At 35.4% G+C, this 26356-nt stretch carries 29 protein-coding genes and 1 riboswitch; of the genes, 11 read left to right on the forward strand and 18 right to left on the reverse strand.

Annotated features, from left to right (window positions below):
* The first annotated feature begins 95 nt into the window (after positions 1-95).
* Positions 96-704 carry a TetR/AcrR family transcriptional regulator gene (locus JNUCC51_RS24545; RefSeq protein WP_337990203.1) on the forward strand — a complete coding sequence of 203 codons (609 nt, stop codon included), beginning with the start codon at positions 96-98 and terminating at the stop codon, positions 702-704.
* A 147-nt stretch (positions 705-851) separates the two neighbouring features.
* On the opposite strand, the gene JNUCC51_RS24550 is transcribed toward JNUCC51_RS24545, so the two are convergent.
* On the reverse strand, positions 852-1325 hold the full coding sequence (locus JNUCC51_RS24550) for a DinB family protein (protein ID WP_337990204.1): 474 nt from the start codon (positions 1323-1325) through the stop codon (positions 852-854).
* A 379-nt stretch (positions 1326-1704) separates the two neighbouring features.
* On the opposite strand from JNUCC51_RS24550, the gene JNUCC51_RS24555 reads away from it, so the two are divergent.
* Together JNUCC51_RS24555 and JNUCC51_RS24560 are read left to right on the forward strand one after the other, a co-directional pair.
* Entirely contained in the window at positions 1705-2700 is a 996-nt protein-coding gene (locus JNUCC51_RS24555; protein WP_337990205.1) for a S66 family peptidase, read from the forward strand.
* A gap of 212 nt (positions 2701-2912) precedes the next feature.
* Positions 2913-3722: a S1C family serine protease gene (locus tag JNUCC51_RS24560; RefSeq protein ID WP_337990206.1), complete on the forward strand. Its 810-nt coding sequence runs from the start codon at positions 2913-2915 to the stop codon at positions 3720-3722.
* Between the two features lie 647 nt (positions 3723-4369).
* Here the strand turns inward: JNUCC51_RS24560 and JNUCC51_RS24565 are convergent.
* Positions 4370-4999, reverse strand: coding sequence for a CPBP family intramembrane glutamic endopeptidase (locus JNUCC51_RS24565; protein ID WP_337990207.1), 630 nt, complete (start codon positions 4997-4999; stop codon positions 4370-4372).
* Between the two features lie 174 nt (positions 5000-5173).
* Between JNUCC51_RS24565 and JNUCC51_RS24570 the strand changes: the two genes are divergently transcribed.
* Positions 5174-5620 carry a LytTR family DNA-binding domain-containing protein gene (locus JNUCC51_RS24570; RefSeq protein ID WP_337990208.1) on the forward strand — a complete coding sequence of 149 codons (447 nt, stop codon included), beginning with the start codon at positions 5174-5176 and terminating at the stop codon, positions 5618-5620.
* 4 nt (positions 5621-5624) lie between these two features.
* Positions 5625-6062 (forward strand): DUF3021 domain-containing protein, encoded by a 438-nt coding sequence (locus tag JNUCC51_RS24575; RefSeq protein WP_337990209.1) that lies wholly within the window; start codon positions 5625-5627, stop codon positions 6060-6062.
* 742 nt (positions 6063-6804) lie between these two features.
* On the opposite strand, the gene JNUCC51_RS24580 is transcribed toward JNUCC51_RS24575, so the two are convergent.
* On the reverse strand, positions 6805-7005 hold the full coding sequence (locus tag JNUCC51_RS24580) for a cold-shock protein (protein WP_004230088.1): 201 nt from the start codon (positions 7003-7005) through the stop codon (positions 6805-6807).
* Positions 7006-7229: 224 nt separating this feature from the next.
* Complete coding sequence (locus JNUCC51_RS24585; protein WP_337990210.1) at positions 7230-7511, reverse strand: DUF1033 family protein; 282 nt, start codon at positions 7509-7511, stop codon at positions 7230-7232.
* A gap of 126 nt (positions 7512-7637) precedes the next feature.
* On the opposite strand from JNUCC51_RS24585, the gene JNUCC51_RS24590 reads away from it, so the two are divergent.
* Positions 7638-9365: a globin-coupled sensor protein gene (locus tag JNUCC51_RS24590; RefSeq protein WP_337990211.1), complete on the forward strand. Its 1728-nt coding sequence runs from the start codon at positions 7638-7640 to the stop codon at positions 9363-9365.
* A gap of 44 nt (positions 9366-9409) precedes the next feature.
* Positions 9410-9691: an acylphosphatase gene (locus tag JNUCC51_RS24595; RefSeq protein ID WP_337990212.1), complete on the forward strand. Its 282-nt coding sequence runs from the start codon at positions 9410-9412 to the stop codon at positions 9689-9691.
* 299 nt (positions 9692-9990) lie between these two features.
* On the opposite strand, the gene JNUCC51_RS24600 is transcribed toward JNUCC51_RS24595, so the two are convergent.
* The 4 genes from JNUCC51_RS24600 to JNUCC51_RS24615 form a co-directional block, all read right to left on the reverse strand.
* Entirely contained in the window at positions 9991-10182 is a 192-nt protein-coding gene (locus tag JNUCC51_RS24600; RefSeq protein ID WP_337990213.1) for a hypothetical protein, read from the reverse strand.
* Between the two features lie 310 nt (positions 10183-10492).
* Entirely contained in the window at positions 10493-10660 is a 168-nt protein-coding gene (locus JNUCC51_RS24605) for a hypothetical protein (protein WP_337990214.1), read from the reverse strand.
* A gap of 152 nt (positions 10661-10812) precedes the next feature.
* Positions 10813-11079 carry a hypothetical protein gene (locus tag JNUCC51_RS24610; protein WP_337990215.1) on the reverse strand — a complete coding sequence of 89 codons (267 nt, stop codon included), beginning with the start codon at positions 11077-11079 and terminating at the stop codon, positions 10813-10815.
* Between the two features lie 226 nt (positions 11080-11305).
* On the reverse strand, positions 11306-11662 hold the full coding sequence (locus tag JNUCC51_RS24615; RefSeq protein ID WP_337990216.1) for a VOC family protein: 357 nt from the start codon (positions 11660-11662) through the stop codon (positions 11306-11308).
* A 385-nt stretch (positions 11663-12047) separates the two neighbouring features.
* Between JNUCC51_RS24615 and JNUCC51_RS24620 the strand changes: the two genes are divergently transcribed.
* Positions 12048-12167: a YjcZ family sporulation protein gene (locus JNUCC51_RS24620; RefSeq protein WP_337990217.1), complete on the forward strand. Its 120-nt coding sequence runs from the start codon at positions 12048-12050 to the stop codon at positions 12165-12167.
* A 155-nt stretch (positions 12168-12322) separates the two neighbouring features.
* Here JNUCC51_RS24620 and JNUCC51_RS24625 read toward each other — a convergent pair whose 3' ends face one another.
* Together JNUCC51_RS24625 and JNUCC51_RS24630 are read right to left on the reverse strand one after the other, a co-directional pair.
* Entirely contained in the window at positions 12323-12997 is a 675-nt protein-coding gene (locus JNUCC51_RS24625) for a VOC family protein (RefSeq protein ID WP_337990218.1), read from the reverse strand.
* Positions 12998-13465: 468 nt separating this feature from the next.
* On the reverse strand, positions 13466-13696 hold the full coding sequence (locus JNUCC51_RS24630; RefSeq protein ID WP_337990219.1) for a hypothetical protein: 231 nt from the start codon (positions 13694-13696) through the stop codon (positions 13466-13468).
* Between the two features lie 67 nt (positions 13697-13763).
* On the opposite strand from JNUCC51_RS24630, the gene JNUCC51_RS24635 reads away from it, so the two are divergent.
* The 3 genes from JNUCC51_RS24635 to JNUCC51_RS24645 all read left to right on the forward strand — a co-directional run bounded on the left by JNUCC51_RS24635 (position 13764) and on the right by JNUCC51_RS24645 (position 15919).
* A complete protein-coding gene (locus JNUCC51_RS24635; RefSeq protein ID WP_337990220.1) occupies positions 13764-14018 on the forward strand; it encodes a hypothetical protein in 255 nt (84 codons plus the stop codon).
* Between the two features lie 189 nt (positions 14019-14207).
* Positions 14208-14858, forward strand: a complete 651-nt coding sequence (locus tag JNUCC51_RS24640; RefSeq protein ID WP_337990221.1) for a 5-bromo-4-chloroindolyl phosphate hydrolysis family protein — start codon at positions 14208-14210, stop codon at positions 14856-14858.
* Positions 14855-15919: a toxic anion resistance protein gene (locus JNUCC51_RS24645; protein WP_337990222.1), complete on the forward strand. Its 1065-nt coding sequence runs from the start codon at positions 14855-14857 to the stop codon at positions 15917-15919. Before JNUCC51_RS24640 ends, JNUCC51_RS24645 begins: the two co-directional genes overlap by 4 nt.
* Before the next feature lie 126 nt (positions 15920-16045).
* Here the strand turns inward: JNUCC51_RS24645 and JNUCC51_RS24650 are convergent, their stop codons facing one another.
* From JNUCC51_RS24650 to JNUCC51_RS24685, 8 genes are all read right to left on the reverse strand, one after another.
* Entirely contained in the window at positions 16046-16243 is a 198-nt protein-coding gene (locus tag JNUCC51_RS24650) for a DUF6501 family protein (protein WP_100541949.1), read from the reverse strand.
* Between the two features lie 316 nt (positions 16244-16559).
* Entirely contained in the window at positions 16560-17291 is a 732-nt protein-coding gene (locus JNUCC51_RS24655) for an amino acid ABC transporter ATP-binding protein (RefSeq protein ID WP_337990223.1), read from the reverse strand.
* 12 nt (positions 17292-17303) lie between these two features.
* Positions 17304-18029, reverse strand: coding sequence for an amino acid ABC transporter permease (locus JNUCC51_RS24660; RefSeq protein ID WP_049665413.1), 726 nt, complete (start codon positions 18027-18029; stop codon positions 17304-17306).
* A gap of 189 nt (positions 18030-18218) precedes the next feature.
* Positions 18219-19085: a transporter substrate-binding domain-containing protein gene (locus JNUCC51_RS24665; protein ID WP_337990224.1), complete on the reverse strand. Its 867-nt coding sequence runs from the start codon at positions 19083-19085 to the stop codon at positions 18219-18221.
* 116 nt (positions 19086-19201) lie between these two features.
* A riboswitch (Lysine riboswitch) is annotated at positions 19202-19388 on the reverse strand.
* A 491-nt stretch (positions 19389-19879) separates the two neighbouring features.
* Complete coding sequence (odhB, locus tag JNUCC51_RS24670; protein WP_337990225.1) at positions 19880-21115, reverse strand: 2-oxoglutarate dehydrogenase complex dihydrolipoyllysine-residue succinyltransferase; 1236 nt, start codon at positions 21113-21115, stop codon at positions 19880-19882.
* A 90-nt stretch (positions 21116-21205) separates the two neighbouring features.
* Positions 21206-24031: a 2-oxoglutarate dehydrogenase E1 component gene (locus JNUCC51_RS24675; protein WP_337990226.1), complete on the reverse strand. Its 2826-nt coding sequence runs from the start codon at positions 24029-24031 to the stop codon at positions 21206-21208.
* Between the two features lie 230 nt (positions 24032-24261).
* A complete protein-coding gene (locus JNUCC51_RS24680; protein ID WP_337990227.1) occupies positions 24262-25647 on the reverse strand; it encodes a HAMP domain-containing histidine kinase in 1386 nt (461 codons plus the stop codon).
* A complete protein-coding gene (locus JNUCC51_RS24685; protein ID WP_337990228.1) occupies positions 25644-26318 on the reverse strand; it encodes a response regulator transcription factor in 675 nt (224 codons plus the stop codon). The genes JNUCC51_RS24680 and JNUCC51_RS24685 overlap by 4 nt, the downstream gene beginning before the upstream one ends.
* Positions 26319-26356 lie beyond the last annotated feature (38 nt).

Genomic DNA, 26356 nt, shown 5'->3' on the forward strand with positions numbered 1-26356 from the left:
TTTTTTCTAATAATTCAGAAAATAACTTAATTACATGAGCGAGTATTATGCTAAAGTTAAGTAGAATATCTTTTGGGAAATAGGTGATACGGAGAATGAAAAAGACACGAAAAGAGCAGGCTCAAGAAACGAAAAAACATATCTATTTAACAGCACTTAAATTGTTCGAAACGAAAGGCTTTGATCAAGTAACGGTTGATGAAATTGTGCAAAAAAGCAAAAGCTCAAAAGGTGCTTTTTATGGTCATTTCTCTTCCAAGTATGATATTTTCCTAGAAAAATTTAAAGAAATTGATCATTTTTACGAGGAATTTACAACTACACTGCCCATAAATCTTAGTTTTAAGGAAAGAGTTATCTCATTAATTGATGCACAAATGAAATATTTAAAAGATGATTTAGGAATGGATTTAATGCGTTCTGTTTACAAGAGTGGCTTAATTGAAAACGAAGAGAATTTTTTTACCAATTCTGAACGCGAATTGTATAAAATTCTGCATTCATTTATACAAAAAGCTATTAATGATGGCGAATTATCTGTACAAGTAAATGTTCAACAAACTGTTATTTACATTAGTCGTTGTATGCGAGGTTCATTATATGACTGGTTAGTCTTCGGAAAAGATTTTGATTTATTACAAGAAAGCAAAGGCTTTATTGCAATATTTTTAGATGGTTTGTTAACTAAGGAGAAATCAATTTAGTACCCTATAAAAGTTAACTAATCTACCAAAATAGGCATTTCCTTAAATTAGATTTGCCTATTTTCTCGTAATATTTAATTGTTCTTCATTCTCACAAAACCTTATTATAGAAAAAAGACAGATACATTGAGTATCTGCCTTTGTCATTTACTTTTGCATTTCCTTCGTTGGTCCCAATACACCTGGTACTGGTAAGCCCGCTTGACGTAGGAGCACCGTCATTTGTCCACGGTGGTGTGTTTGATGATCGACCATTACACGTAATAATGCACCTCTTGCTATTGGTCCAGTGAAGCCCTTTACTTCCTCCAGCATGTCTTCATTTGATAGCTTTGCCGCTTCCTCTTTCACACTATTTGCTACATTTTCATAAGCAGCTACGATTTCAACAGCTGTAGATGGAATTGGATCTTCTTGTCGAGTCATTGGCACCTTTAAACCTGCCAAAAAACTGAAATAACCAGCAGCACCTACTAAATGCCAACCTAACCAACCTAGTGTGCTATGACCTTCCACGATACTTTGTTCAAGCTTGTCATCTGTTAAAGCCTTTAATACTTGAATAGTACCTTGTGCTGATGCTGACCATTCATTTAAAAAGTCATCTACTTGTCGATACATAAAAAGCCCCCCATTTTCGGTGAATTCATTTCTATCTTATTAAATTCTAAACTCTCTTACAAGTTTCAAGCTCATGTTTACATAATATTATTATAAACTAATCTGTTATAACTATTCATTTCCGTTACTTTTTACTTCTCTTTCATCAAAACAAGTATACGAATCTTTAAATTGTAAAATCATGTATAATAGTTTTATCTTATAATCAATTATGCTTTGGCTTTATTGCGTCCAAAGGCTATAGGTCAAGGATAAATCATGTCGAGGCGTTATTAGATTGAGTTTCACTATTTGAGCGATTTCTTTTGTTCGAAAGCTTGGCGACAGATACGGATGTTTAGACAAACGTTGAAATAATTTAAATAGAAAGAGGTATTATATGTTTTCCCCATTAAAAAAAGGCGATACCATTGGCATTTATTCGCCCTCCAAACCAGCTACAACTATTGCAAAAGCACGCTACGAACGAGGTAAGGAACGTCTGCAAGCACTCGGCTTTACAATAATAGAAGGCTCTTTAACTGGAAAGGAAGATTTTTATCGCTCCGGCACACCGAAAGAACGAGCTGAAGAGCTTAATGCCTTACTTCGTGATCCCCACATCAAAATGATCTTACCAACTATGGGTGGTACTAACGCCAATAGTATGCTGCCATATCTAGACTACGAAGCATTTAAGCAGAATCCCAAAATACTTATAGGTTTGTCTGATGTGACCGCTATACTACTCGCAATGTATGCAAAAACTGGTGTTCCTGTTTTTTATGGACCTTCTGTTGCTTCTACATTTGGTGAATTCCCACCTTTTGTCCACTATACTGAGCAATATTTTAAAGATTTGTTTTTACATTCATTATCGATTCCCTATACCATGCCAATCCCACCAATTTGGACAGATGATCGACTAAACTGGTTAGAAAAAACGACGGAAAAAACTCAGCATCACAATTCATGGATTACTGTTCAACCTGGCATTGCTGAAGGTCGTTTAATAGGTGGAAATATAAATACAATGTATGGCTTCATTGGAACACCTTACTTCCCTCACATTAATGAGGGAGATATATTACTTCTTGAAGATACATCTAAAACTATTGCTGTTGTGGAGAAAAACTTTGCCATGCTAAAACTACACGGCATCTTCGACAAAGCCTCAGCGATTATTTTAGGTAAACATGAACAATATGATGATTTGGGAACTGGAAGAAATCCTTTTGATGTATTGTTAGAGCAGTTAGATGGACGTACTATGCCTATCATCGCTGATGTTGATTGCTGCCACACTCATCCCCTGCATGCCATGCCCATAGGCTTACGTGTAAGTGTCAATGCTACTAACAAAGAGATTACTTTTCTAGAAAACTGGTTTTCATAACATTCGTATAACCTATTTGCTTCGCGTATAATGAAGGCAATTGGATTAATTATGCCTTGGCATAATTGCATACGGAGGCATTAACTTCTTTCAGCGACACAATGCTGACACCTGATAAGGAATCTTTCGTCATTATCTTGGCCCTAAAAAATTGAATATAGTTCACATGTGTCCTGCTTGGTCGCTTTCATTTTTGGGTAAGGAGGGTCTTTATGAATGATATACATAGATCAACAACGGATGAAGAATTAACCGAAGAAGAGCTGATTGAACTTGTTCTCGCTGAACAGCAAAAGGCTTTAGCACAAGAACAAGATGAACAACTGCAAGGTAAAAATCCTTTAAAACGAAAACCAATTGTCAAATGGATTGTCTGGAGTATGGCATTTGTGTTATTTTTGAATACATTTGCACTTATCTTTCAAATTTACTCCATTCCAGCTCTTGAATTTTTAAAGGTGTCTGCTCGGCTATCAGCGCAAGAAGATATAAGAACCTATAAAAAAGCTGTTGTAGAAATCTCTACAGGTTCTAGTAAAGGCACTGGTTTTTCGATTTCTTCAGATGGACTTATCGTTACCAATGCTCACGTTGTAGAAGATGCTCAATCAGTATCCGTCATTTTCCCTGAGGAAGGTTTAATGAGTGCTAAGTTACTGCAAAGTTTCCCAGACGTAGATTTAGCATTATTGCAAGTAACTGGTGATGAGTTACCTTCCCTTTCACTTGCTGAAAATCCTAGCTATAGCAAAAATGAACATGTCTATTTCATTGGTAATCCACTAGCCTTTACGGGCATTGCAAATGAAGGAACTTTACTTGAGTCAACTTACCTTGATGATTGGCAGGAGCCTGTTATGATGTTGAAAGCCCCTGTTTATCGGGGAAATAGTGGCAGTCCTGTCATAAATGCTGCTGGTGAGGTTATCGGGATCGTTTTTGCAACGGCGAAAAAAGATCCCTATGGTCGTGTCGGTTTGTTTATTCCTGTTGAAGTTCTACAGCGTATATTAAGCCCATAATACTTAAGGCTCTTATACAGCGATATATTCAACTGTATAATTAGCATAAGTTAGTTATATTTTATGGCATTAAAAAGTATAACAATGTAATTTAGTATTGATTGAAAGTTTCGTAGTTTAGTTTTTGATATTTAACTACATTTGAACGTTTAACAATAAAACCCTTGAGTGGAATTACAATGTTCTTATGCTTCAGAAGTAAAGCCGTCAGTTCTTTTACAAAGATTGTTGCTTATGGATTGTCTATCTTATTCAACTAAAGCTCCCCGTTAGCCATCCATGTAGCGCAAAAACCAGCGCTACACCACAGAAAATGAAAGATGAATAAGTTCTTTCATGGGAGTTTAATAAGAACAGCGACGCTTCTTCCACAATCGGGCCCTTTAATGGAATAACTAAAAAATGGGCTTATTCCTAAAATAGCCTATAGCTGGTTGAATTAATTCCCTCCGTTAGCAATCCACATCGGGTAAAATCGACGCTTCATCACAGAAAATGAAAGATTAATACGTTTTTTATGGGAATTGAAGAGTTTAGCATAGGTCCTGAAAAACATCAAATTTGCTAACGGTGGTAAATTAAATAGCCTTTTCCCATAAAATTATTTAATATCGAGGTGCGAAATTACACAACATTCCTCTCAATTATTACCATGAATTTTTATTTAGCTGCCATTTCCCTGAAATGGCAGCTAGCATCAACCATGGCTCTATTACCATATTGATTAGAATATGGGCTACAATTGGTGCAAAGGTACTCCTTCCGGTATAAATATAGAGCATCGCAAGTAGACAACCTAAGATTGTCGTTGAAAGAATTGCTGGAAGCGCAATTTCCATCTCTCCTCGCAATAACACCCATGCGCCATGAGCAATTCCAAACGCAATTCCTGAGATTATTACTTGTAAAAGATTTGAAAATCCAATAGATAATACATACTCCATGAGCAAATGTCTAAATACAACTTCTTCTACTATTCCACTTACAATAGCAGCCCATATACCAATCAATTTAAGCCAAGAAAATGTGAACAAATTGCTTTTTACTAAAGGTATTGCAAACATTGTATAGGAAATATACCCGATTACGATGAATGCAGTAAAAAACCACATAGGTAAGTTCAGGTATATTTCCGGTGAATAGCCCAATCCATTCTCAATAAATTTTTTAGAATTAGTTACATACCAAAAAATAACACTTAATGAAAGCATACTTGATATGCTTGCTAATATCCATCCTGCCTTTCTTCGCTCTTTTAGCGTTGTGATCTCGTTCATATTAACTGCCCCCTTATATTAAATTAATGTTTCTAAGGCCTAATATAACGACATCAAAGTTTAGCAACAATACGTTACATGTAACATGTCTTTATTGAAAGGTGAAATGCTTTTTATTGATGACAACTTGCATTATTCGATTTGTAATTTATGGTATATTTTTATAGAGAGGTGATGGAGTTGAAGATAGACATAAAAATTGATCCACAAATTGATGAACCCTACATAACAATCTGCGCTTCTAAATTAACGCCAACTATACAGGCTGCAATCTCACTCTTACAACAAGAAGAACAACAAATTTTAACAGGGACCGCTAACAATAAAGTACATATTATCGAGCCTAATTCTGTTATAGCTATTAGGACGGAAGGCAAAGATTTAGTACTATATAGCGACGATGGTAATCGTGTACTTATGAATAAACCTTTGTACGAGTTAGAGCAGCAACTAGGGGAAGGATTTATTCGGATTTCTAAATCTGCCATCATTAATCCTAGAAAAATCAGAAATATTGAAGCTTCCTTTAATGGCACAATGGAAATCGAGCTTACTTTAGGAATAAAAGAAGTCATTTCACGCAATTATAAAAAATCATTTAAAGAGCGCTTGGGGGTATAAGTACATGAACTTTTTCAAGAATTTATGGTTCGGAATAAGTATGGGCTGTACAGTTTTTGTTTTTGTAAATCTTATTGGATATTGGTTGAAAGGGGATTTGTTTTTAGAAGCTGTAATATCTAATTTTCCACAACAAGTTTTCGGATCAGTTACTGTTGGCATTGCCTGTATACTACCTTCATACGTCTATAGAACAGAACGTTTAACATTTTTACAACAAAGTGCTTGTCATTTTTTTATCGCTATAGGGGCCTTTATTACTGTCGCCTTTACTTTAAAATGGCTTCCAACATTTTCGATAAAACTAACGATTCTATTGTTACTATTTAATGTATTAATTTTTACACTAGTTTGGCTGTTATTTTATTTTTATAGTCAATCGGAAGTGAAAAAAATGAAGCAGAAAATCATTGTTCATACAGACAGTAGTAATAATCAATAGATTTCTTTGATAGAAATTCATTATTTAAAGAGGCTAATTAACATAATAAGCCTCTTTTGTATTTAAACCTTCCTTTCCGGATATTTCCATTTTTTAAACGACTTAAATTAAACAGCCTTCATCTTTATCCCCTACTAATTATTCTTCATTTACAGCTATAACTGTATGAGCCGAAGATTATTCAACTAAAGTGCCACGTTAGTTGAATAACAACAATCCTTTCGAAAACAGCCTTTACATTAAAATAACCTCCATTGTGAGAAGGTCATTTTTTTTTGATACCTCTCCATATTAAATTAATGGCTTGAAAAGTACTGTTGTAGAAATCAAGCATAATTGTTTATGTTAAAATTCTGCTTCGACTTCCGCGGGCTAGACATGAGCTACATCACTGTGCTCCTGCCATTGTGTTCACTAACACTTCGACAAAACACAGTTTCGCTAACGCTTACTGTTGATACTCGTGCTTCCATTATAATTCCATACCTTAAATCAAATAAATATATGAAAGAATTTCTTCTCCTTCCCTATTCTCATGTAAAAGTATTTTATATATACGAAAACAAAATTATGTAGATAAGGATGTTAAGTTTACATAATAAAATTATAATATTCTTTATTCACGAAACTAGTTCATCACGTTTTTTATTCCCAATCACCTATATCTATTTGAATACAAAAAAAGACATCCTATATCAATAGGATGTCTTAATTTAACGAAAGTAATTTTAATTACTGAGAATTAAAGTTTAGTTACGTTAGCAGCTTGTGGTCCGCGGTTGCCATCTACAACTTCGAATTCCACTTTTTGACCTTCGTCAAGAGTTTTGAAACCTTCGCCTTGGATAGCTGAGAAGTGTACGAATACGTCGTTTTCACCTTCAACTTCGATGAATCCAAAACCTTTTTCTGAGTTAAACCATTTTACTGTACCTTGTTTCATTTAAGAAAACCTCCAAAAAATAAAAGTGAACAATATGTAATTTCTTCAGCGATTGAAAAAAATTCACATATTACAAAGAGTACCGAACTAACGCGATCACTTTTTGTAATATGTGAATTCATGTTTCCGGTGAAGCAATTAAATTGTTAACTTAAGTATAACTGCCATTCATAATTTTGTCAAATAAAGAAAAATGTTTTTTTTCTAATTTCTAAATTTTATTTCTATTTGTCAGATTTTAAAGCGATAATACCGTGATATATTTGTACATCATCATCACAGGCTTCACAAAAAACACTTTCATCCTCTGACCAGAAGGCCCAAAATCCCCCTTCTTTCGTTTCCTCATTGTCATATGTTAATCGGAAGTGCTGAAGTTTCGTTTGTAATGCTGACTCAAATTGCTCCTCCGTTTCAAATGTTTCATTTGTTTGAATAAAAGCCTCCCAGCCTTCAAACTTCCACCAAGGCTCATAATCAGCTTTCATGTAAATGATTGTATACATATTTGCCACATTCCCTGCTGTAATAAGATATTTCCATTTTAGCAAACACATTTGAAATGTCTATTAAAACACTCTGTAATATGCTATTATTATCTTATTATTCAATATTTTTGGAGGTATTTTTTTATGTTTTCAAGTATTCGACCTAAGGCCGAAATCGAGGAATTATTAAAGCGTGGTACAAATTTAAATGCTACAGGTCGTTTTAATAAAACACTAGCATTTAATCATTTCAATTCTCAAGATGAAGAAAATTTAAAAACTCTCTACAATAAATTAAAAGATATCACACCTTCAATGAATGCTATTTTTAATAACTATTTAAAAGAAATCTCTCTCTCCTCTCAGCTAACAATTAGTGAAGAAAATATTAATCGATACTTAACTCAATTTTTCTTAGCTACTCGTGATGATGAATATGTAGATGAAACCGTTAAATTTTTTAATTTATTCAGAAAGAATCAATATGAGCCGGGTAAGTTAATCGTCGTCTTCAATCAATTTGCATTTTATATTACTACATACATTTTACATAATTTTGGTTTAAAACCTAATAAAGCATTTGGATATATGAAATCTTTCCAATCAGCTGTTAATGTTGACCAGGAATTACTCATTGAAGTATTAACAGAACGTACAATTGAAAATGTAGTCGCTGAAATTTCCTCTTTAATGGATGTCAATGCAAAAATCATGTACATGAAAGATTTAGTATTTAGCTTAGATAAACAAAACGAAGAAATCCAGTCCTCTACCGCGGCAACTGAAGAAATTGCCGCTTCTATTAACGAGGTTGCTCGAATGTCTTCCCGTATTTCTGAAAAAACAACTGAATCTGTTGATCACGCCGTTCAAGGAAAAAATGCAATAGAGCATGCCCTTACAGAAATCTTTAAAACAGAAGAGACATTTACATCAATCGTTGAGTCCTTTTCTGAATTACAAAAGCGGGTAAAGGATATTGAAAATGTTGTAACGTTAATAAACCAAATTGCCGATCAAACGAATTTACTGGCTTTAAATGCTTCTATTGAGGCTGCACGAGCAGGTGAACATGGTAAAGGCTTTGCAGTAGTTGCACAAGAAGTTCGCAAGCTTGCCGAAGGAACTGTATCAGCTCTTAGTGAAGTAACTACAAATGTGCATCATTTAAAAAGCTATTCAAATGAAGTGTCAAACTCAATAACAGAAACGACTGAAATTATTAAAGATGCAACAGTGGAAGCAAAAGAATCGTTACCATTATTAAATGCAATAGTTAGTGCCATTGAAGGTATTAATGTGGATGTCACAAATACAGCTGCGATATCACAAGAACAGGCAGCTGCTATTGATGAAGTATCAGGAAGAATGATTGAAATTTCTAGTCTTCAAGATGATATTCGCGAATATAGCCATAACACCTCTAGTGATATACACGCATTAGGGAAAGAAATTGATCGTTTCCGCAATGACATTATTTCTAATAATAATGTTCAGCTATCATCTATAGCACTTTTACAATTATCAAAGGCCGATCATATTTTATGGAAATGGCGAATTTATAATATGTTCCTTGGACTTGAAAATGTCGAGCCAAGTGATGTTTCTTCACATAGAGATTGTCGTCTCGGTAAGTGGTATACATCTGCTCGCACTGTAGAACGATTCGGACACTTGCAGGAGTATAGTGAACTAGACGCATATCATTTACGTGTTCATGAATCGGCGAAGTTAGCAGCTGAGGCTTATAAAGTCGGGAATATTCAACAGGCTGAAACTCATTTAAAAGAAGTAGATCAAGCTTCTAAGCAAGTTCTCTATTTTATCAATAATTTAATTGCATATTTAGAAAAAGAACGTGTTATGCAATAAGCACAGGGGGGCCTCTCCCCTCTTCACTAGTAGGAGGTGTTAGCTTGAACAAGCGAGCGCTAATTAAATTTTTCGGAGATGTTTACGGGACTGGCTATCGTTTTTTCATAAAACAAAAAGCGATTGAGCTAGGATTAAAAGGATACTGTATACTAAATAATCAAGATCAAATTGAGGTTGAAGTAGAAGGATCAAAAAAAGCATTAGATGAATTTTTAATATTTGTTCAAAAGGGTGTTAGCCCTCAAGCAGATTCCAATTCTTTTACTTTAGAGCTTTTTGATGATTTAAAAGGTTATACACGCATGGAGTCAGACATTGTTTAGTGTCTGGCTCCTCATTTTTGTAGTGCTGTAATACTAAGGTTTATCAAGGTTTATGGCTATAACAGATAATGATTGAATACGGTTTATCTAAGATAGCGTTGATGGGAGAAAAAATTTTTTTATTAATTTTGCTCTGTAATAATACCCAAGTCCTTTTCATTTATCCCTTCTACAAAAAACACCTGCCGTAGCAAGTGTAAATAATTATTAAGGTATTTTATCTGAAGGTCGATTCACCATATTTCTAGTAACGCTCAGGGAGACGAAAGCTTTCGTCGTGGAACCGAGAAGCTCCCACTTCAACCATTGCAAAGTGTCGAGTAGTTCACTTTAAAGTGGCTGCATAGTAATTCCACGTCTTTCAAACCAGCCTCTATGAGTGATATCTCACCATTTTTATCCATTAAATGAGATGTCGCCTTAAAACAATAAACATTGTTATTACTTTTTAGCACTGCTTTTTCTAATACTTGTTTTGTTTGTCGCTGCATGTTCTCATTCCTCTTGCATCTATGTTTTATTTAGTTGCTACCGCATTTAAAAGTAATTGTTTGTTGTGATCAGACATTACACGCCATTCTTTAACCGTTACTTTCATTTGCCCACACATCCTTTCGAAAATACACTTCCAAACACTGTATGCAAATATTAGCGCATGTAAGACTCTTTCACAACGATTAATCATTCAACTCATGAAGTCCATTAGATATATTAATCGGATTTCATGTCATAAAAAAAGTCACAACTCATAATGAGTGTGACTGTGAAATCCTGATTATAATTCTTCTAAATAGATTGTAACTACGATACTTCTTGAACTCTAAGAGCCCTGTAATTACCATCAATATTAACTACATCACTAACGTTCGGAATCAAAGCTGATAGAGAGTTGTTGATGTCATACGTCATAATTACAATCAGTTTTTGTTCACAAAAACTGATTGTAATCTCTTCTAAATTTTCTCTCATCTTTGTCACCACCTTCCACACTAACCACAGAATATATAGAATCAAATGTCACAACTAGAAATAAAAAGGCCATACCTTGTTTGTACTACACCCCCAAATATTAGATTTACTTTTTGGTTGCAATACAAATTAGATATGACTTGATATATATATTATTTAGTCGTTAATGTCTCAATGGTTTTACTGTTATTACAGATGAGACTTTTAGCTTTAAAATTTATACTCGTTGAAAGTCTCTGCAACTTACTTAAGTCGTTAGTCAACTTTTCTAATTCAACTAAACCTTCACTTTGCAATGTACTAATTTCCAGCTCTAGTTGTTTTAATGATTTTTGAACTAATTCTATATTTTCTTTGTATTTCTCTAAAATAATTTTAGTATCAATAAGCTCAATCTTTTTGTTTGTGTTTTTTTGCATATGGCTGACTCTCCCTTTTACCTATAAAGTCATCTTTTTGGTGTAATCTTTATTACATGAATTATTGAAAAACATCCTAGGATATGAAAAAAATTTAACAATTGGATTTAATTAACACTATTATAATGTTGATTAACTTATTTAACAATGTCATTTTTATTCAATAAAATTAAAAAACCACACCTTGTTAGATGTGGATCCTGAAATATTATGATTTTTATATTATCTAAATAAATTGTAAATACTCTAAGACATTCCCGAAAGGATCTCTGAAGCTAATAACTTTTCCTGGAGGACAATCCATCGGCTCATCAATAATGAACTCAACATTATGCTCTTTTAACTTATTGACAGTTTGATGAATATCCTCTGTTTTTAAAGCTAAAACCACACCTAATGTATCTTTTGGAATGGATTTGGATTTTTTTGTCTCTTCTAAAACTAATGGTAAATCTCCGTGAATAAGTGTTACGATTTTAGGTCCGTATTGTTTGTTTACCTTAAAACCTAAAACTGTAGTGTAAAAATCAATTGCTTTTTCAATGTTAGGTACATATAAGCTGATAACACAAACTTGACTCATAATTCATCCCCCTAATTCCGTTAATTACCTTTTTCTTCATTCATAAAGATAATAGAATATATGGTAATATTTTTCAACTCTCAATGCGAAATAAAATATTTTTTTAAGAGTGCTTTATAAAATCACTAATTTATTACTTAACTTGGCATTAATAAATTTACTAGAACCCAAACAGCAAAATGTCCTAGCATGTCTTTATTGCTTACAATTAGATGACCACATTGTAACTAGGCGCCATTTTGATATGACTCTATTTAGCAATTACATTAAGTTCTTCATAGTGCATACATATTCTTAAATCTTTTTTGTGGCACTCTATGATAGATATCTCAATCCATATTGAAAACTATACATATTATAAATTATAGAAAGGAGGGAAATTACTATGTCTCAATATTGTGGTAATGGAAATGGTTACGGAAGTGGTTCAGCATTTGCGCTAATTGTTGTTCTATTTATTCTTCTAATTATCGTCGGCGCAAGTTTCATGTCAAATTATTATTAATCCCAAAACCAAATACCGCTCCAAATGCTCATAACTAATAAGAGAATATAAACTTTATCCTTTCCCTTCTACTCTACTTAGGGTCACTATCCTCCGGTGACCCTTTTTATATTTCCTTACTTAAAATTCATCCCTCAAAAGATCATACGATATCATTATTCGATAATGAATTCACCATCATGATTTACAATTAATTTCCTTCCGTTATGGACTGAAATCTCGAGAGGAAAAATGGTAGAAATTTTATCTGAAAAAATCCATCTTCTTCCGGGACGAGCAAGGATAATAAAAATCCCTATCTCTCTTACGCCCATAAAATTTAGAGATTTCTCATTTAATGGTTTGTTATCCCTTTCAAATATATGAGCTTTATTTAATTCTTTTCCTACCTTTAACACATCATCAACGATAAGACCAATTTCACTAATATGTAAAATACTATTAATAGTAAACTGCTTTGAGCTTTCTTCATTTATGCCATAACGAGCTATAAATTCTACAATATTTCCTGATGGATCCTCAAAATATATTGCGTGTGCTGGTAAATGTGAAAATTTTACTTGATCTTCTCCATCCTCTTTTAAAAGTTGGACTTTATTCTTCAACCAAAATTTTGCTTCTTCAAATTGGTTTGCTGGAATATTGAAGGCAAAATGATAAAATGGTTTGCTTACTGTATCACTATTCGTGAACTCCAAAATACTAGTACCTGTTTGAATTTGAAAGCTATCTTTATTTTCAGCAATCAAATGAAACCCTAATTTATTCATATAAAATTCTTTCATAGATTGTAAATTATCAGTTTGTAAAGTAAGGGATTTAATTTCCATATGCAACATTCTCCTATTTCACATGTATTTGTAAAATAATATAATAAAAACAATTCCCATTCACATCAATCTTTCGACTGAAATACATAGACAGTTTTGAACAGTCCAAACCATCCATTCATTACACTAAAAGTTAATTATTATTAAGTACTTTTATTTTCCCATTACATTTCTTCCTCCTTGAATAATAAAAGCCCTCCATAATTAATACGGAAGGCAAACAATATTTTATTTCGAAAAGCTCGTCTCTCAGCATATTCAACACATAAATAACATACTTTAATTTTTTTATTACGCTCATTTCTATAAACTAATATAACGATGATGGTGAGGAATTAACAACAGTGAAAAAAACAATACTAATAAATAAAAATTTGACTAACAACGTGTGAAGCAATCCAAAAGTTCGCGAATTACATTAAGTTTGAATACAATAAAATAATTAATTCATTATAGGCCTTTTAACACCTATCCGAGTATAGAGATTCTATCCGTCGTTTGGGCAGTTCCATCCGTCGCTCTGGCAGTTCCATCCGTCGCTCTGGCGAGTCTATCCGTCGGTGGGCACTCTTTCCGTCGCTTCGGCAGTTCCATCCGTCGCTCTAGCGATTCTTTCCGTCGCTTTGGCAGTTCCATCCGTCGCTCTGGCAGTTCCATCCGTCGCTTTGGCAGTTCCATCCGTCGCTTTGGCAGTTCCATCCGTCGCTCTGGCGATTCTTTCCGTCGGTGGGCACTCTTTCCGTCACTCTGGCGAGTCTATCCGTCGGTGGGCACTCTTTCCGTCGCTTCGGCAGTTCCATCCGTCGCTCTAGCGATTCTTTCCGTCGCTTTGGCAGTTCCATCCGTCGCTCTGGCAAGTCTATCCGTCGGTGGGCACTCTTTCCGTCGCTTCGGTAGTTTCATCCGTCGCTCTGGCGAGTCTATCCGTCGGTGGGCACTTTATCCGTCACTTCGGCAGTTCTATCCGTCACTTCGGCGCCTTATCCGTCTTTGCAGAAAAACAGCGATGTCGGACATTTAGAGTGGCTTCTTTTTCGTCTTTCCTCTTTTCTCCTAATAATACAAAGGTTTTTCTTGTTCTTATGGTAATATCATTGAGAAACTTTACAAATAGCAGTAAAATTTATGTAAGGTTTATTATTTAATTGAAACTTTATGTCGGTTATTTCGTATAAGAATATAGACATATTTAATGCTAGGAGGAAGAAACATGCTCAGTGTCGGACAGTTTTTCTCTAGACATACCGCTAGCTTCTTAATTTCTCTCTCAACTGTTTCTATCGCAGCATTTGCGGCAAGTCCAGGATACTTCCTTGGTGGTTTATTATTTGCTGGAACATACGCGTCGAGTACGACGTTGTTGAAACATAGACAGAAAAAGAAATTCATGCAAATAGCAGGTATAACAAAAGAAGAATACAAACATATTGAAACACAACTTACAGCAGCCAATAAGAACATTCAAACTTTAAGTCAAAACTACTTACGTGTACGTTCTGTTTCTGCATTTAAGCAATTACTCGAGATGACACGTATTTCAAAAAATATCGTAAAAATAGTTAAAACAGATCCACGAAAATTTTATAATGTAGAACAATTTTTTTATGCACACCTTCCTTCTGCTGTCGAATTAACGGATAAATATACGATGTTATCGAGACAGCCTGTGAAGGATAAGGATATCCAAATTACATTATCAAAAACAAGAGAAACACTTACAGATTTAAATGATACGATTCAAATTGATTTAAAGGATGCGCTTTCCAACGATATCGACCATCTTCAAATGGAAATCGAATTTGCGAATCGTTCCAATTTAAGACGTAAAGAACAATTGGAATGGCGAGGCGATGATAAGTGACAGCAAATAATCACGCATTTCAACTAAATACAATACAAGGTATTTCCCCTCTTGTGCAATCTTATTTGGAAACAACAAATAATGAGGCGATGGCGACGTATGAAACGCTGTCGCCTCTTGCACAAAGTCGAGCACTTCTATATGCTAGTCAACTTGACCTGACAAACTTTGAATCAGTCCTGTCTTTAGGGCAAGGCTCACAACGAGCGCTTTCTCAATTTGCAGACCGCATGCTTGCACAAGTAAAACAAAAAGACGTCACAAAAATTGGTCAAATGTTAGACTCATTAATGCAAACGTTAGACCGTGTGGACCCTAACGCATTAGAGCCAAAAAAGCAGTCCTTTTTTAAAAAAATATTTGGTAAAATAGAGCCTACTGTTAAGCAGACATTAACGGAGTTTGAACGTGTTAGTATCCAAGTAGAACGAATTGGTGTTCAGCTTGAACGTGCACAGCTCCAAATGATAAAAGATGTCGAAATGCTTGAGGAACTTTATGCACATAATAGAGGGTTCTTTGAAGAGTTAGCGACGGCTATTGCAGCAGGACAAATGAAGAAGCAGCAAGCCATTGAAGTTGAGCTTCCTGAAAAAGTGACTAGTGTACAGGCGACGAAACAGCCTCTAGCTATCCAACATCTAAATGATTTTGCCGCTCAAATCGAGCGTCTAGATCAACGTATTTATGACCTACAAGTTTCTCAGCAGGTTGCTTTACAAACTGCGCCACAAATAAGGATGATTCAGCAGTCCAATCAAACGCTAGCTGAGAAAATCGAATTTTCAATCGTTACTCTTATTCCACTTTGGAAAAATCAGTTGGCCATGATGTTATCTATGCATATGGATCATCACTACGCGCAACTAGAGGAAAGATTATCTCGTACAAATGATCGTTTTACGAGCCCTTCCTTTGAACAGCAAGTATCGAAATTCAAAGAAACTCAGCATGAGCTTAAAACAGCTATCAAAGACGTCTTCGCCCTTCATACAGCTACAGAACAGGAAAAGCAGCATCTACAGGATGTAGCAGAATTAAAAACCTTAAAGAGAGATTGATTCCGTTTTTCCAAAAAACAAGGGTGGCTCAGAAAACATCTGAACCACCCTTTGATTTACATTCAAACCTAATGAATGTAAATAGTCTACGGACTCAATTACGCCAAGGCGAAATTGATTTTATGCTTATTCGAAATAATCTTTATAGTAGCCACCAATATTACCAGTATTATCGATAATAAAAATGAATTCTTCTGTTTCATTTTTCACATCATATTGTTTCCCTACTGTTAATACGTTTGAAACTAAATATTTTGATGCATTTGTATGCTTACAAGTAACTGTGCGTACTGTTTGGGCATCTTTCCATTTTAAATGTAACATAATCTCTCTACCTCTCTTTACTAGCATGAAGCTAATGTATACTGCTTATTTTATAATATTTTTGTACTTTTGTGGAGAAAAAAACCATAGTAGACCATATTTTTTCCGTAACTATCGTTTTTTTACCATATCAATAATAATAATTTTTACTCGAGGTGTTAATATGAGCTTTGGTGGTGTACCACAATGGTTTTTTATCTTGGCCGTTGCATTTGCAATTTGCTTTGTTTTATACGCAGAATGGAATTCAAGAAAATAAGTGAGCCCATTAATTTGGGCTCACTTTTTTGTTATTGTAACCGTACACGTAAATTTATTATTTTAATGTTCGTTTTAAAAACTCCTGTGTTCGTTCATGCTGAGGGTTTACTAACACCTGTGATGGTGGTCCTTCTTCTACAATTACACCTTTGTCCATAAATACGACGCGATCTGCTACTTCTTTGGCGAATTCCATTTCATGTGTAACAATTAACATTGTATTCCCAGCATCCGCTAGCTGACGCATTACCTTCAACACTTCACCAACCATTTCTGGGTCAAGTGCTGACGTCGGTTCATCAAACAGCATTACATCAGGACTCATAGACAATGCTCTTGCAATCGCAACACGCTGTTTTTGACCGCCAGATAGTTGTCGCGGCTTCGCATTAACGTATTGATCCATACCAACAATTTGCAAATATTGTAAAGCAACTTCCTCTGCTTCTACCTTTGAACGCTTTAATACTTTCATTTGACCAACTGTACAATTTTTTAGCACATCATGATTGTTGAATAAGTTAAATTGCTGGAACACCATACCTAAATGTGTACGGTATTCTTGGATATTATGTTTTTCGTCTAAAATGTTTTCACCTTTGTAAATGATTTGACCGCCACTCGGTGTTTCTAGTAAATTAATGCAGCGTAGTAGTGTTGATTTACCAGATCCTGAAGAACCGATTAAGCAGACAACCTCGCCCTTTTCTACTTGAAAATTTACATCCTTTAACACTTGGTTACGACCAAATGATTTACTTAAATGTTCTATTTTAATAACTGTCACTTGTTCGTCCCCCTATACTGCTTCTTTCTGTTCTTTTTGGTAGGCATCTGGTCCATCCAGTCGTTTTTCTATATACAGTAAAATTCTTGATGCTGTGAATGTCATGATGAAATAAAGGACACAGGCTATAAAGAAGGATTCGAAATATCGGAAGTTATTACCCGCAATTGACTTTGTTTGGAAGTATAATTCTGTCACCCCGATAACGTTTAATACGGCTGTATCTTTAATATTCATAATTAATTGGTTACCAGTTGCAGGCAATATATTTCGCGCAACTTGTGGTAATACAACATGTAGCATAATTTGAAAATGATTCATACCAATTGCCGATGCGGCCTCGTACTGCCCTTTATCAATGGATACAATACCACCACGTACAATTTCAGCCATATAAGCACCTGTATTTAGCGAAACAACTAAAATACCTGCTGTAATAAAGTGCATATCAATACCGAACGCCATATCTAATCCGTAAAATACAACCATCGCTTGTACAATCATTGGTGTACCACGGAAGAATTCGACATAGCATGTTAGTATAAAATTAATGAGCTTTAAGCTATAGAACTTTACACCTTTTTTACGAACCTTGATGGTATGCATAACTCCGATGAAAAATCCGATAAGTGCACCAATAATTGTACTACTAATTGAAATAAGTAACGTAAAATACGCACCTCGTAAAAACATTTGCCAGTTGTTCTCAACAATAGAAATAATCCATTCAAGACTCATGATGTTCCTCCTAACAACCTCGTGTTGTTTGTTCGTTACAGTCGTCTTAGCTATCTACCATTTTGATTGGGCCTTTTGTTTCTTTTATCTTATGAAACTTTTAGCTAAGACATTATTATTTTTAGAGAGATTTTGATAGTATAGATAGTATTGAGATTGCACGGACTAGCAAATAGTCCGTGCATTCAATTATTGTGCTGCTGGTTGTTGGTGAATGGCTTCTTCCATAATTTTTTGGCGCTCATCTTCAGAAATACCTTTTAAGATTTCATTGATCTTTTGAAGGTCTGCATCGCCTTTACGTAAACCAACTGCAATTGATGTATTTGAAATATCTGTATCGAAGCCTTTTTCAAATTTCACGTACGTGAACTTATTATTTGCAGCTTCAGCAGAAATACCTTCTGGACGTTCTGCTACATAGCCGTCAATTTTTCCAGCTTCTAATGCAACGCGCATTGCTGGGAAGTTATCCATTGCAGTTTGTTTTTTTACACCTTTGATTTGATCAATAACAGTGTAGTTAGATGTATTTAATTGTGATGTGATTTTTGCTCCAGAGAAATCTTGGATAGATGTTGCTTTTTCATATTTACTACCTTTTTTAATAACCATTACAAAATCAGATGTATAGTAGTTTTCTGTGAAGTCGATAGTTTGCTTACGTTCTTCAGTAGGTGACATACCAGCAATGATTGCATCAATTTTATTTGATTGTAGAGCTGGTACTAACCCATCCCATTCCAATTTTACGATGACTAATTCTTTTCCTAACCCTTCAGCTATTTTTTTAGCCATTTGTACATCATAACCGCCTGCATATTCTGCATTATCAGCAATTTTCACTGCCCCATCTGCATCATCTTGCTGCGTCCAGTTAAACGGAGCATAGCCTGCCTCCATTCCAATACGGAATTGGCCGCCACCTTCATCCGTATTCGTTTTACTACCCTCATTACTAGATGACGTCGTAGCTTTTTTGTCACCAGTACCACAAGCTGCTAGCAAAATTACAGTCATTACGGCCAACATTAATACCAACAATTTTCTTTTCATGTAACATTCCCCTTTTCTGTAAAAAAAATAAGACAACTGTACCAAAAAAGACCTAAGTACTGAACTTAGGTCTTACTTTTTTAACAGTTGCCCAAATCCTCACTATTATTCCATCATTCCGAGATAGCACAACCTAGTAAACCTGGAAAATAATTTACTAGGACAGTCCTGCAGTTATTCACTGCAGACCCAGCATAAAAGTACGAGCTCCTTTTATACTTCGGCGGTATTTCCTTCTCCATTGCGTCTTCGCTTGCTTGTACTCAACAATAAACTAATAAATACCGCGCCTCTACCTCACAATAGGATAAATGTGAGGTTTGTATATTTAATTGATAATAAGATACTACTATAAAACTAATATGTTCGTCAAGATTATTTTATTACTTTTCTGACTAATTACAATATTAGGATATTATACTTCTTAAATCCATTTTACACTTTTACAAATTTAAAAATGATGTTTAGTTTTTTTAGCCTTCACAATTACCTAGATATTATTTCCGTTCCGCCTGACCGCGCTTTCCTTGTGGCGTTACAGATTTCAAATTAGTCGTCCACCCTCAACTCCAATCAACTTATATAACTGTATAAGGTTCTACAAAAACGATCGTATTTTTTCAGAAAATTCATATATTTTTATCATTAAAACTCTATACTAGTAATTCAAATGGAGCTGTTATTCAACAAAATTAATTTCTTTTGCACTATATGCTTTCGGTATTGATGAACAATTTTTGAAAAGCAAAAAACCCTGCAAAACAATGTTTGCAGGGTTTTAAAATATTCAGGAATTAAGAATTTAATAATAAATCTTCTGGGTTTTCAAGTAGTTCTTTAACAGTTTTAAGGAAGCCTACAGAATCTTTACCATCGATAATACGGTGGTCATAAGATAGTGCTAAGTACATCATTGGGCGAATTTCTACTTCACCATTCACTTCAACTGGACGTTTTTTGATAGTATGCATACCAAGGATACCAGCTTGTGTACCATTCATGATAGGTGTAGACATTAATGAACCGAATACCCCACCATTTGTAATTGTGAATGAGCCACCTTGAAGATCTGCTAAACCTAATTTTTTGTCGCGTGCTTTTTTCGCTAGGTCTGCGATTGAATCTTCAATTTCAGCAAAGTTTTTGCGGTCAGCGTCACGTACAACTGGTACTACTAAACCTTCTTCAGTTGATACAGCTACACCGATATCAAAGAAGTTGTTTAAGTGAATTTCATCACCAACGATTTGTGCGTTAACATATGGGTATTTTTTAAGAGCTGCAACTACAGCTTTTGTGAAGAATGACATGAAACCAAGTTTTGAGCCAGTTGACTCGAAGAATTGGTCTTTTTTACGAGAACGTAAAGCCATAACGTTTGTCATATCTACTTCGTTGAAAGTTGTTAACATTGCTGTAGATTGTTTTACTTCAAGTAAACGTTTTGCAATTGTTTGGCGACGACGGCTCATTTTTTCAATTGTTACACGTGATTCATCAACTGCTGCAACTGCTTTAGGTGCTGCTGGAGCTGCTTGTGGTGCTGCAACTGGAGCTGTACCATGTGCTGCTACGTCTTGTACTCGTACACGGCCTTGTGGATCTACTGGAGATACAGCAGCAAGGTCAATACCTTTTTCACGAGCAAGTCTACGAGCTGCTGGAGATGCGATTACACGCTCACCAGTAGTTTCTTCTACAACTGGAGCTGCTGCAACAGGAGCAGGTGCCGCTTGTGGCGCTGCTGGAGCTGGAGCTGCTTCAACTGGTGCTGCTGGAGCAGGTGCTGCACCTTCGCCAGCTTCTACTACTGCGATTACTTGACCTACAAGTACAGTATCGCCTTCTTCAGCTAAAATTTGAGTTAAAACTCCTGCTTCTTCAGAAATGATTTCAGCGTTTACTTTATCTGTTTCAAGTTCAACGATGAATTCACCTTTTTCAACGCGATCGCCCACTTTTTTTACCCACTGTGCGATACTACCTTCTGTAATCGATTCTGCTAATTCAGGGACTTTAATTTCAGCCACTTTCATTTCCTCCTTTAGTTAACGTGCATTATGCACATAAAAGGGCTACTGCCTCAGCAAGTAGCCCGGCTCTCAAAATTTAATAAGTGATTATTTAACCTTTACAGGCTCAGCAATTGCTTCTTCTACAAGTGCGGCTTGAGCTGCTTTATGAGAATCTGCATCGCCTTCAGAAGTAGAGCTCATTGCAGGTCGGCCTACATAACGAAGCTTTTTACCTTCTGAAAGATCATGTAATGTTTCTAATGCATAATTCCAAGAACCTTGGTTTTTAGGTTCTTCTTGTACCCATACAACTTCTTTTACATTTGGATACTTAGCAATAATACCAGCAACTTGCTCTTTTGGGAATGGGTAAAGTTGTTCTACACGAACAATGTGTAAGTGATCGAAGCCTTCACCATCTTTAATACGGTCTGCAATGTCGATCATTACTTTACCTGAACCTAATACAATACGTTCTACAGCTTCTGATTTTGAACCTAGGCCTGGTTGTTCAATTACTTCTTGGAATGAGCCATTTGCTAATTGATCAGCATTCGCTGCAGCTAATGGGTGACGAAGTAAATACTTAGGTGAAACAACTACAAGCGGACGAACACCTTCAGTGCCTAATAATGCTGCTTGACGACGTAATAAGTGGTAGTAGTTACCTGCGTTTGAACAGTTTGCTACGAACCAGTTATTTTCAGCTGACATTTGTAAGTAACGTTCCATACGGCTTGAAGAGTGTTCTGGACCTTGACCTTCATAACCATGTGGTAAAAGGATAACTAAACCAGATTTTTGACCCCATTTAGCACGTGCACCTGAAATAAAGTTATCGAACATAACTTGTGCCATATTAGCAAAGTCACCGAATTGAGCTTCCCAAACTGATAGTACATTGCTGTTTTCTAAATTGTAACCATATTCAAAGCCCACTACCCCAGCTTCTGTCAGTGGAGAGTTGTGTACTGTAAATGATGCATTTGCACCTGAAATATGGTGAAGTGGCGTGAATAAATTACCATTGTTTTTGTCATGTAACACTAAGTGACGTTGAGAGAACGTACCACGTTGTGCATCTTGACCTGTAAAACGTACTGGTGTGCCATCTTGAATAATTGTTGCATAAGCTAGAGTTTCTGCATGACCCCAGTCAATTTTTGCAGAAGCAAATGCATCACGGCGTTTTTCCAAAATTTTGCCAAGTTTTTTCTGTGGTTCAAAGTTTTCTTCAAACACTAAAAGCTCTTCATTAATTTTTTCTAGACGTTCCGCACCAACTGCTGTATCAATTTGTGGGAATTCTACTTTTAATTCTTCTGGCATTTCTAAATGTTTGTGTTCATCTTTATCTGCCATTTCTTTTACATGATCATAAGCTGCTTGCATTTCTGCATAAATAGCTTTATCTAAAGCTGCAACTTCATCAGCAGAAACTACACCCTCAGCTACTAATTGAGCACCGTATAAAGCACGAACTGGCTCATGTTTAGAAACTAATTTATAAGTTTCAGGGTTTGTTACAGTTGGATCATCAGTTTCATTGTGACCATGACGACGGTAACCGATAAGGTCAACGATGATATCTTTACCGAATTTTTGACGGTAGCTAGCTGCGAAACGACCTACTAGAGCTACAGACTCAGGGCTATCAGCATTTACATGCACAACTGGTACTTCGTATCCTTTTGCAGGGTCAGAAGAGTAAACAGATGAGCGAGAGTCTTGTAGTTCAGTTGTAAATCCAATCATGTTGTTAGCAATGATGTGAACTGTACCACCCGTAGTGAATCCTTCAGTTTTTGCAAAGTTTAATACTTCTGTTACGATACCTTGCCCTGGGAACGCAGCGTCACCGTGCACAAGAATACCTAGTCCTTTTGTGCGGTTATGAATAGCTTGCCCTGGTTTAGAAGTGTCATCTTGTGCTGCACGTGCAGTACCTAAAACAACAGGATTTCCTACTTCTAAGTGAGATGGGTTGTAAGCAAGCTTAACATTCATACCAGATTCACGCATGTATGAAGCACCCATGTGATACTTAACATCACCAGTCCAGCCTTTAGTAATTTCAAGGCGACCATCTTCTGGCATGAATAATTCATTAGAAACATGTGCAAAGTCAGAGAACATCATATCGTATGGTTTATTTAAAATGTGAGTTAATACATTTAAACGACCACGGTGTGCCATACCAATACGTACTTTTTCTACGTTGTTTGCTTCAGCTGTTTTTAAAATTTCATCAAATAGAATAATTTGAGTATCTAAACCTTCACCAGAGAAACGCTTTTGACCTACAAAAGTTTTATGAATAAACTTCTCGAAGTTTTCAACACGAGTTAAACGGTCTAATAAAGCTTTTTTCTCATTAGAAGATAATGCTTGTTTAAATGAACCTGTTTCAATTTGTGCTTGAATCCAATCACGTTCTTCTGTTGCTACTACGTGATTATATTCAAATGCTACTTTGTCTGTATAAACAGATTTTAAGTAATCGATTGCATCTTTACCATTTTTCACGTTTGCTGGCACATCTTTGAAGAAGATAGCTGCAGGAATTTCAGCTAAATCTGCAGCGCTAAGGTTGAACGCGCTCTCTTCAATTTGAGCTGTTTGTAGTTCACGGTTTTTCAAAGGATAAATATCTGCCGCTAAATGACCGTTTGTACGGATTGCATCTGCTAATTTCACAGCTGCTAATACTTTCTTGTAATCGCCAGCAGGAGCTGCTGCTGCATTACTAGCTACAGCTACTTCACCTTCTACTACTACTGGTGCACCAAATTGTTGGAATAATAATACTAACTCCGGTTCTACTTCTTCAGGAGACTGTAAGAATAAGTCGTATTGCTCCATCACATATCCTAGGTTAGGACCAGAGAAAGCTGACCATGGAGAACTTACAGTTGTAACGTTGTTCGACATGAAAAATGACCTCCAAATTTTGCCTTTCGGCAGTTCCATTAATTAAAATACAATTAATTATATAATATTTTTCTGTTCTTTTAAAGGATGATTGACATCTTATCCATTATTTAAAGAACGTTTTTTCCATCTCAATCTTACTACTCTTCACAAAAAATACAACTCTTTTTAGCAAATTAAGCAAATTTTTTCCCAAAGGATGAAATAATTAAATAAAGCATGTATTTTTCTCAATATTTCAGCGGGAATTTCATCAAGAAAACGGTTCCAACATTTTTAACACTCTTGACTTCCACAGAACAATTGTATTTTTCAAGTAACATTTTTGTAATACTAAGTCCTAAGCCTGTACCGCCTATTTGACGATTTCTTGCCTCATCAACCCTATAAAAGCGATCGAAAATGTATGGAATGTTTTCTTCTGCTATACCAATCCCATTATCTTCTATTTTTATCATTACTTCCTTTTCTAAGACAGATAATGAAATTTGAATCTCAGGAATTTTTTCACAATAACGAATTGCATTTTCTATTATATTACGAACAATTTGACTAAGTGCATTTTCTGTAATAAATAATCGCCCTATTTCTTCATCTTTCGACAGCGATATTCGAGCTTCTGGATGAAGGAGTCTTGTTTCCTCTATAACTGCTTCTAGAACAGCTACTGCATTAGCCTCACTTTTGATGTCCTTTTCTTCTCGACGTGCAAGTTCTAGTAATTCTTCGATCATTTTACGTATCCGCGCAATTTCCATTAATGAAGTATTAATAGATTCCTCTAAAATCTCTGGATCATCCTTCCCCCATCGTTTTAAAAGGGAGAGATGTCCTTCAATTGCCTGAATAGGCGTTCGTAACTCGTGAGAAGCATCCGCAACAAATTGTTGCTGCTTTGTAAATGATATTTGCAGTTCATTCATCATTGCATTGTACATTTTCAATAAATCACCAATCTCATCATGAGACGTGTATGATAATTGAATTGGTTCATTAAAGCCTTTATCCATAACGGTTTTCATAGATGAACGTAACGCATGCAATGGCTTCATCAAATAATTAGCTAGATAATAGCCAATTGATGCTGATAACACCAATCCTCCTAACCCCGCTATGAGCATGGCTGTCAATAAATAATGCATTAACGACTGAAACTTAGTTAATGGATGAACAACTTGAATATACCCTTTGAAGAAGCCGAGTTGAATCGGTTCATTAATAACAAAGGCATCCTTTTTATCAATTGTCATTTCTACTATTTCATGCATTACACTTAGGGGCGCAGCCTTCGAAGTATTATTAATGCTTAAAATCTCAATTCCGTCTGCATTATACATTCGGACGGTTTGATCTCGATCCACAATGGCTTTTAAAAGACCTGTGTTTTGTTGAATTTGCTGTACAGTAAGATTAGGACCTTGTGACTCTAAAAAGGATACCAAATCATCACTTGTAAGTTTAATCTTACTTTGCTCATCATTTATTAGCCATGTATGCAAAGAAATATAAACGACAATACAAATAATTGTATAGCTAAAAAATATAACAGCACTAGATGTTAGCATCCATTTTCTTTGTAACGATTGATTAACTAAATAATCTTTTATTTTTTTCATTCGCGCATCACGTACCCAACACCACGAACTGTTTCGATATAAGCATTCATATCACCAGGTAGTTTATTTCGCAAATGCCGGATATATACATCTACGACATTTGTCTCTATATCCGTATCATACCCCCAAACGGAGGTTAAAATTAGTTCTCGTGTACAAACTTTATTTTTATGCTCTATCAATAATTTAAGTAAATCATATTCAGTTTTTGTTAAATCAAGCTTATTCCCTTGTACAATTACTTCGTATGCCGCTACATCGATTTCGATATCACGAAAATGTAATGATTCCCCAATTTTTTCATCAGGCGTTATCCGACGTAAAATAGTACGGATTCTAGCTAGTAGTTCTTCAATAGCGAACGGTTTTACTATGTAGTCATCTGCACCAGCATCTAAGCCAGCTACACGATCCATAACAGCATCTCGAGCCGTTAACAATATAATAGGCACCTTTGACTGCGTGCGTATTCGACGACAAATTTCAATTCCATTTATCCCCGGAAGCATTACATCTAATAACAGCACATCAAAATTTTCAGATGAGGCTAGCTCAAGTCCTTCACGTCCATCAAAAGCGACGAATACATCGTAACCTTCATGCTTTAATTCTAACTCCACAAAGCGTGCGATGTGCTTCTCATCTTCTACCAAAAGTATTTTTTTAGGCATTTCTTCACCTTCTTTTCTAAAATAACCCTATGTGGGGT

The sequence above is a fragment of the Lysinibacillus sp. JNUCC 51 genome, assembly GCF_015999525.1.
Classification (GTDB): domain Bacteria; phylum Bacillota; class Bacilli; order Bacillales_A; family Planococcaceae; genus Lysinibacillus; species Lysinibacillus xylanilyticus.

Coding starts and splice junctions, on each gene's coding strand:
- JNUCC51_RS24640 (WP_337990221.1), top strand. CDS start 14,208: ATGCTCAGTGTCGGACAGTTTTTCTCTAGACATACCGCTAGCTTCTTA.
- JNUCC51_RS24570 (WP_337990208.1), top strand. CDS start 5,174: ATGGAGTTGAAGATAGACATAAAAATTGATCCACAAATTGATGAACCC.
- JNUCC51_RS24685 (WP_337990228.1), bottom strand. CDS start 26,318: ATGCCTAAAAAAATACTTTTGGTAGAAGATGAGAAGCACATCGCACGC.
- JNUCC51_RS24665 (WP_337990224.1), bottom strand. CDS start 19,085: ATGAAAAGAAAATTGTTGGTATTAATGTTGGCCGTAATGACTGTAATT.
- JNUCC51_RS24605 (WP_337990214.1), bottom strand. CDS start 10,660: ATGAGAGAAAATTTAGAAGAGATTACAATCAGTTTTTGTGAACAAAAA.
- JNUCC51_RS24550 (WP_337990204.1), bottom strand. CDS start 1,325: ATGTATCGACAAGTAGATGACTTTTTAAATGAATGGTCAGCATCAGCA.
- JNUCC51_RS24600 (WP_337990213.1), bottom strand. CDS start 10,182: ATGCAGCGACAAACAAAACAAGTATTAGAAAAAGCAGTGCTAAAAAGT.
- JNUCC51_RS24630 (WP_337990219.1), bottom strand. CDS start 13,696: ATGGAACTGCCAAAGCGACGGATGGAACTGCCAAAGCGACGGATGGAA.
- JNUCC51_RS24660 (WP_049665413.1), bottom strand. CDS start 18,029: ATGAGTCTTGAATGGATTATTTCTATTGTTGAGAACAACTGGCAAATG.
- JNUCC51_RS24625 (WP_337990218.1), bottom strand. CDS start 12,997: ATGGAAATTAAATCCCTTACTTTACAAACTGATAATTTACAATCTATG.
- JNUCC51_RS24620 (WP_337990217.1), top strand. CDS start 12,048: ATGTCTCAATATTGTGGTAATGGAAATGGTTACGGAAGTGGTTCAGCA.
- JNUCC51_RS24615 (WP_337990216.1), bottom strand. CDS start 11,662: ATGAGTCAAGTTTGTGTTATCAGCTTATATGTACCTAACATTGAAAAA.
- JNUCC51_RS24545 (WP_337990203.1), top strand. CDS start 96: ATGAAAAAGACACGAAAAGAGCAGGCTCAAGAAACGAAAAAACATATC.
- JNUCC51_RS24555 (WP_337990205.1), top strand. CDS start 1,705: ATGTTTTCCCCATTAAAAAAAGGCGATACCATTGGCATTTATTCGCCC.
- JNUCC51_RS24580 (WP_004230088.1), bottom strand. CDS start 7,005: ATGAAACAAGGTACAGTAAAATGGTTTAACTCAGAAAAAGGTTTTGGA.
- JNUCC51_RS24650 (WP_100541949.1), bottom strand. CDS start 16,243: ATGTTACATTTAAAATGGAAAGATGCCCAAACAGTACGCACAGTTACT.
- JNUCC51_RS24680 (WP_337990227.1), bottom strand. CDS start 25,647: ATGAAAAAAATAAAAGATTATTTAGTTAATCAATCGTTACAAAGAAAA.
- JNUCC51_RS24575 (WP_337990209.1), top strand. CDS start 5,625: ATGAACTTTTTCAAGAATTTATGGTTCGGAATAAGTATGGGCTGTACA.
- JNUCC51_RS24560 (WP_337990206.1), top strand. CDS start 2,913: ATGAATGATATACATAGATCAACAACGGATGAAGAATTAACCGAAGAA.
- JNUCC51_RS24675 (WP_337990226.1), bottom strand. CDS start 24,031: ATGTCGAACAACGTTACAACTGTAAGTTCTCCATGGTCAGCTTTCTCT.
- JNUCC51_RS24585 (WP_337990210.1), bottom strand. CDS start 7,511: ATGTATACAATCATTTACATGAAAGCTGATTATGAGCCTTGGTGGAAG.
- JNUCC51_RS24610 (WP_337990215.1), bottom strand. CDS start 11,079: ATGCAAAAAAACACAAACAAAAAGATTGAGCTTATTGATACTAAAATT.
- JNUCC51_RS24565 (WP_337990207.1), bottom strand. CDS start 4,999: ATGAACGAGATCACAACGCTAAAAGAGCGAAGAAAGGCAGGATGGATA.
- JNUCC51_RS24590 (WP_337990211.1), top strand. CDS start 7,638: ATGTTTTCAAGTATTCGACCTAAGGCCGAAATCGAGGAATTATTAAAG.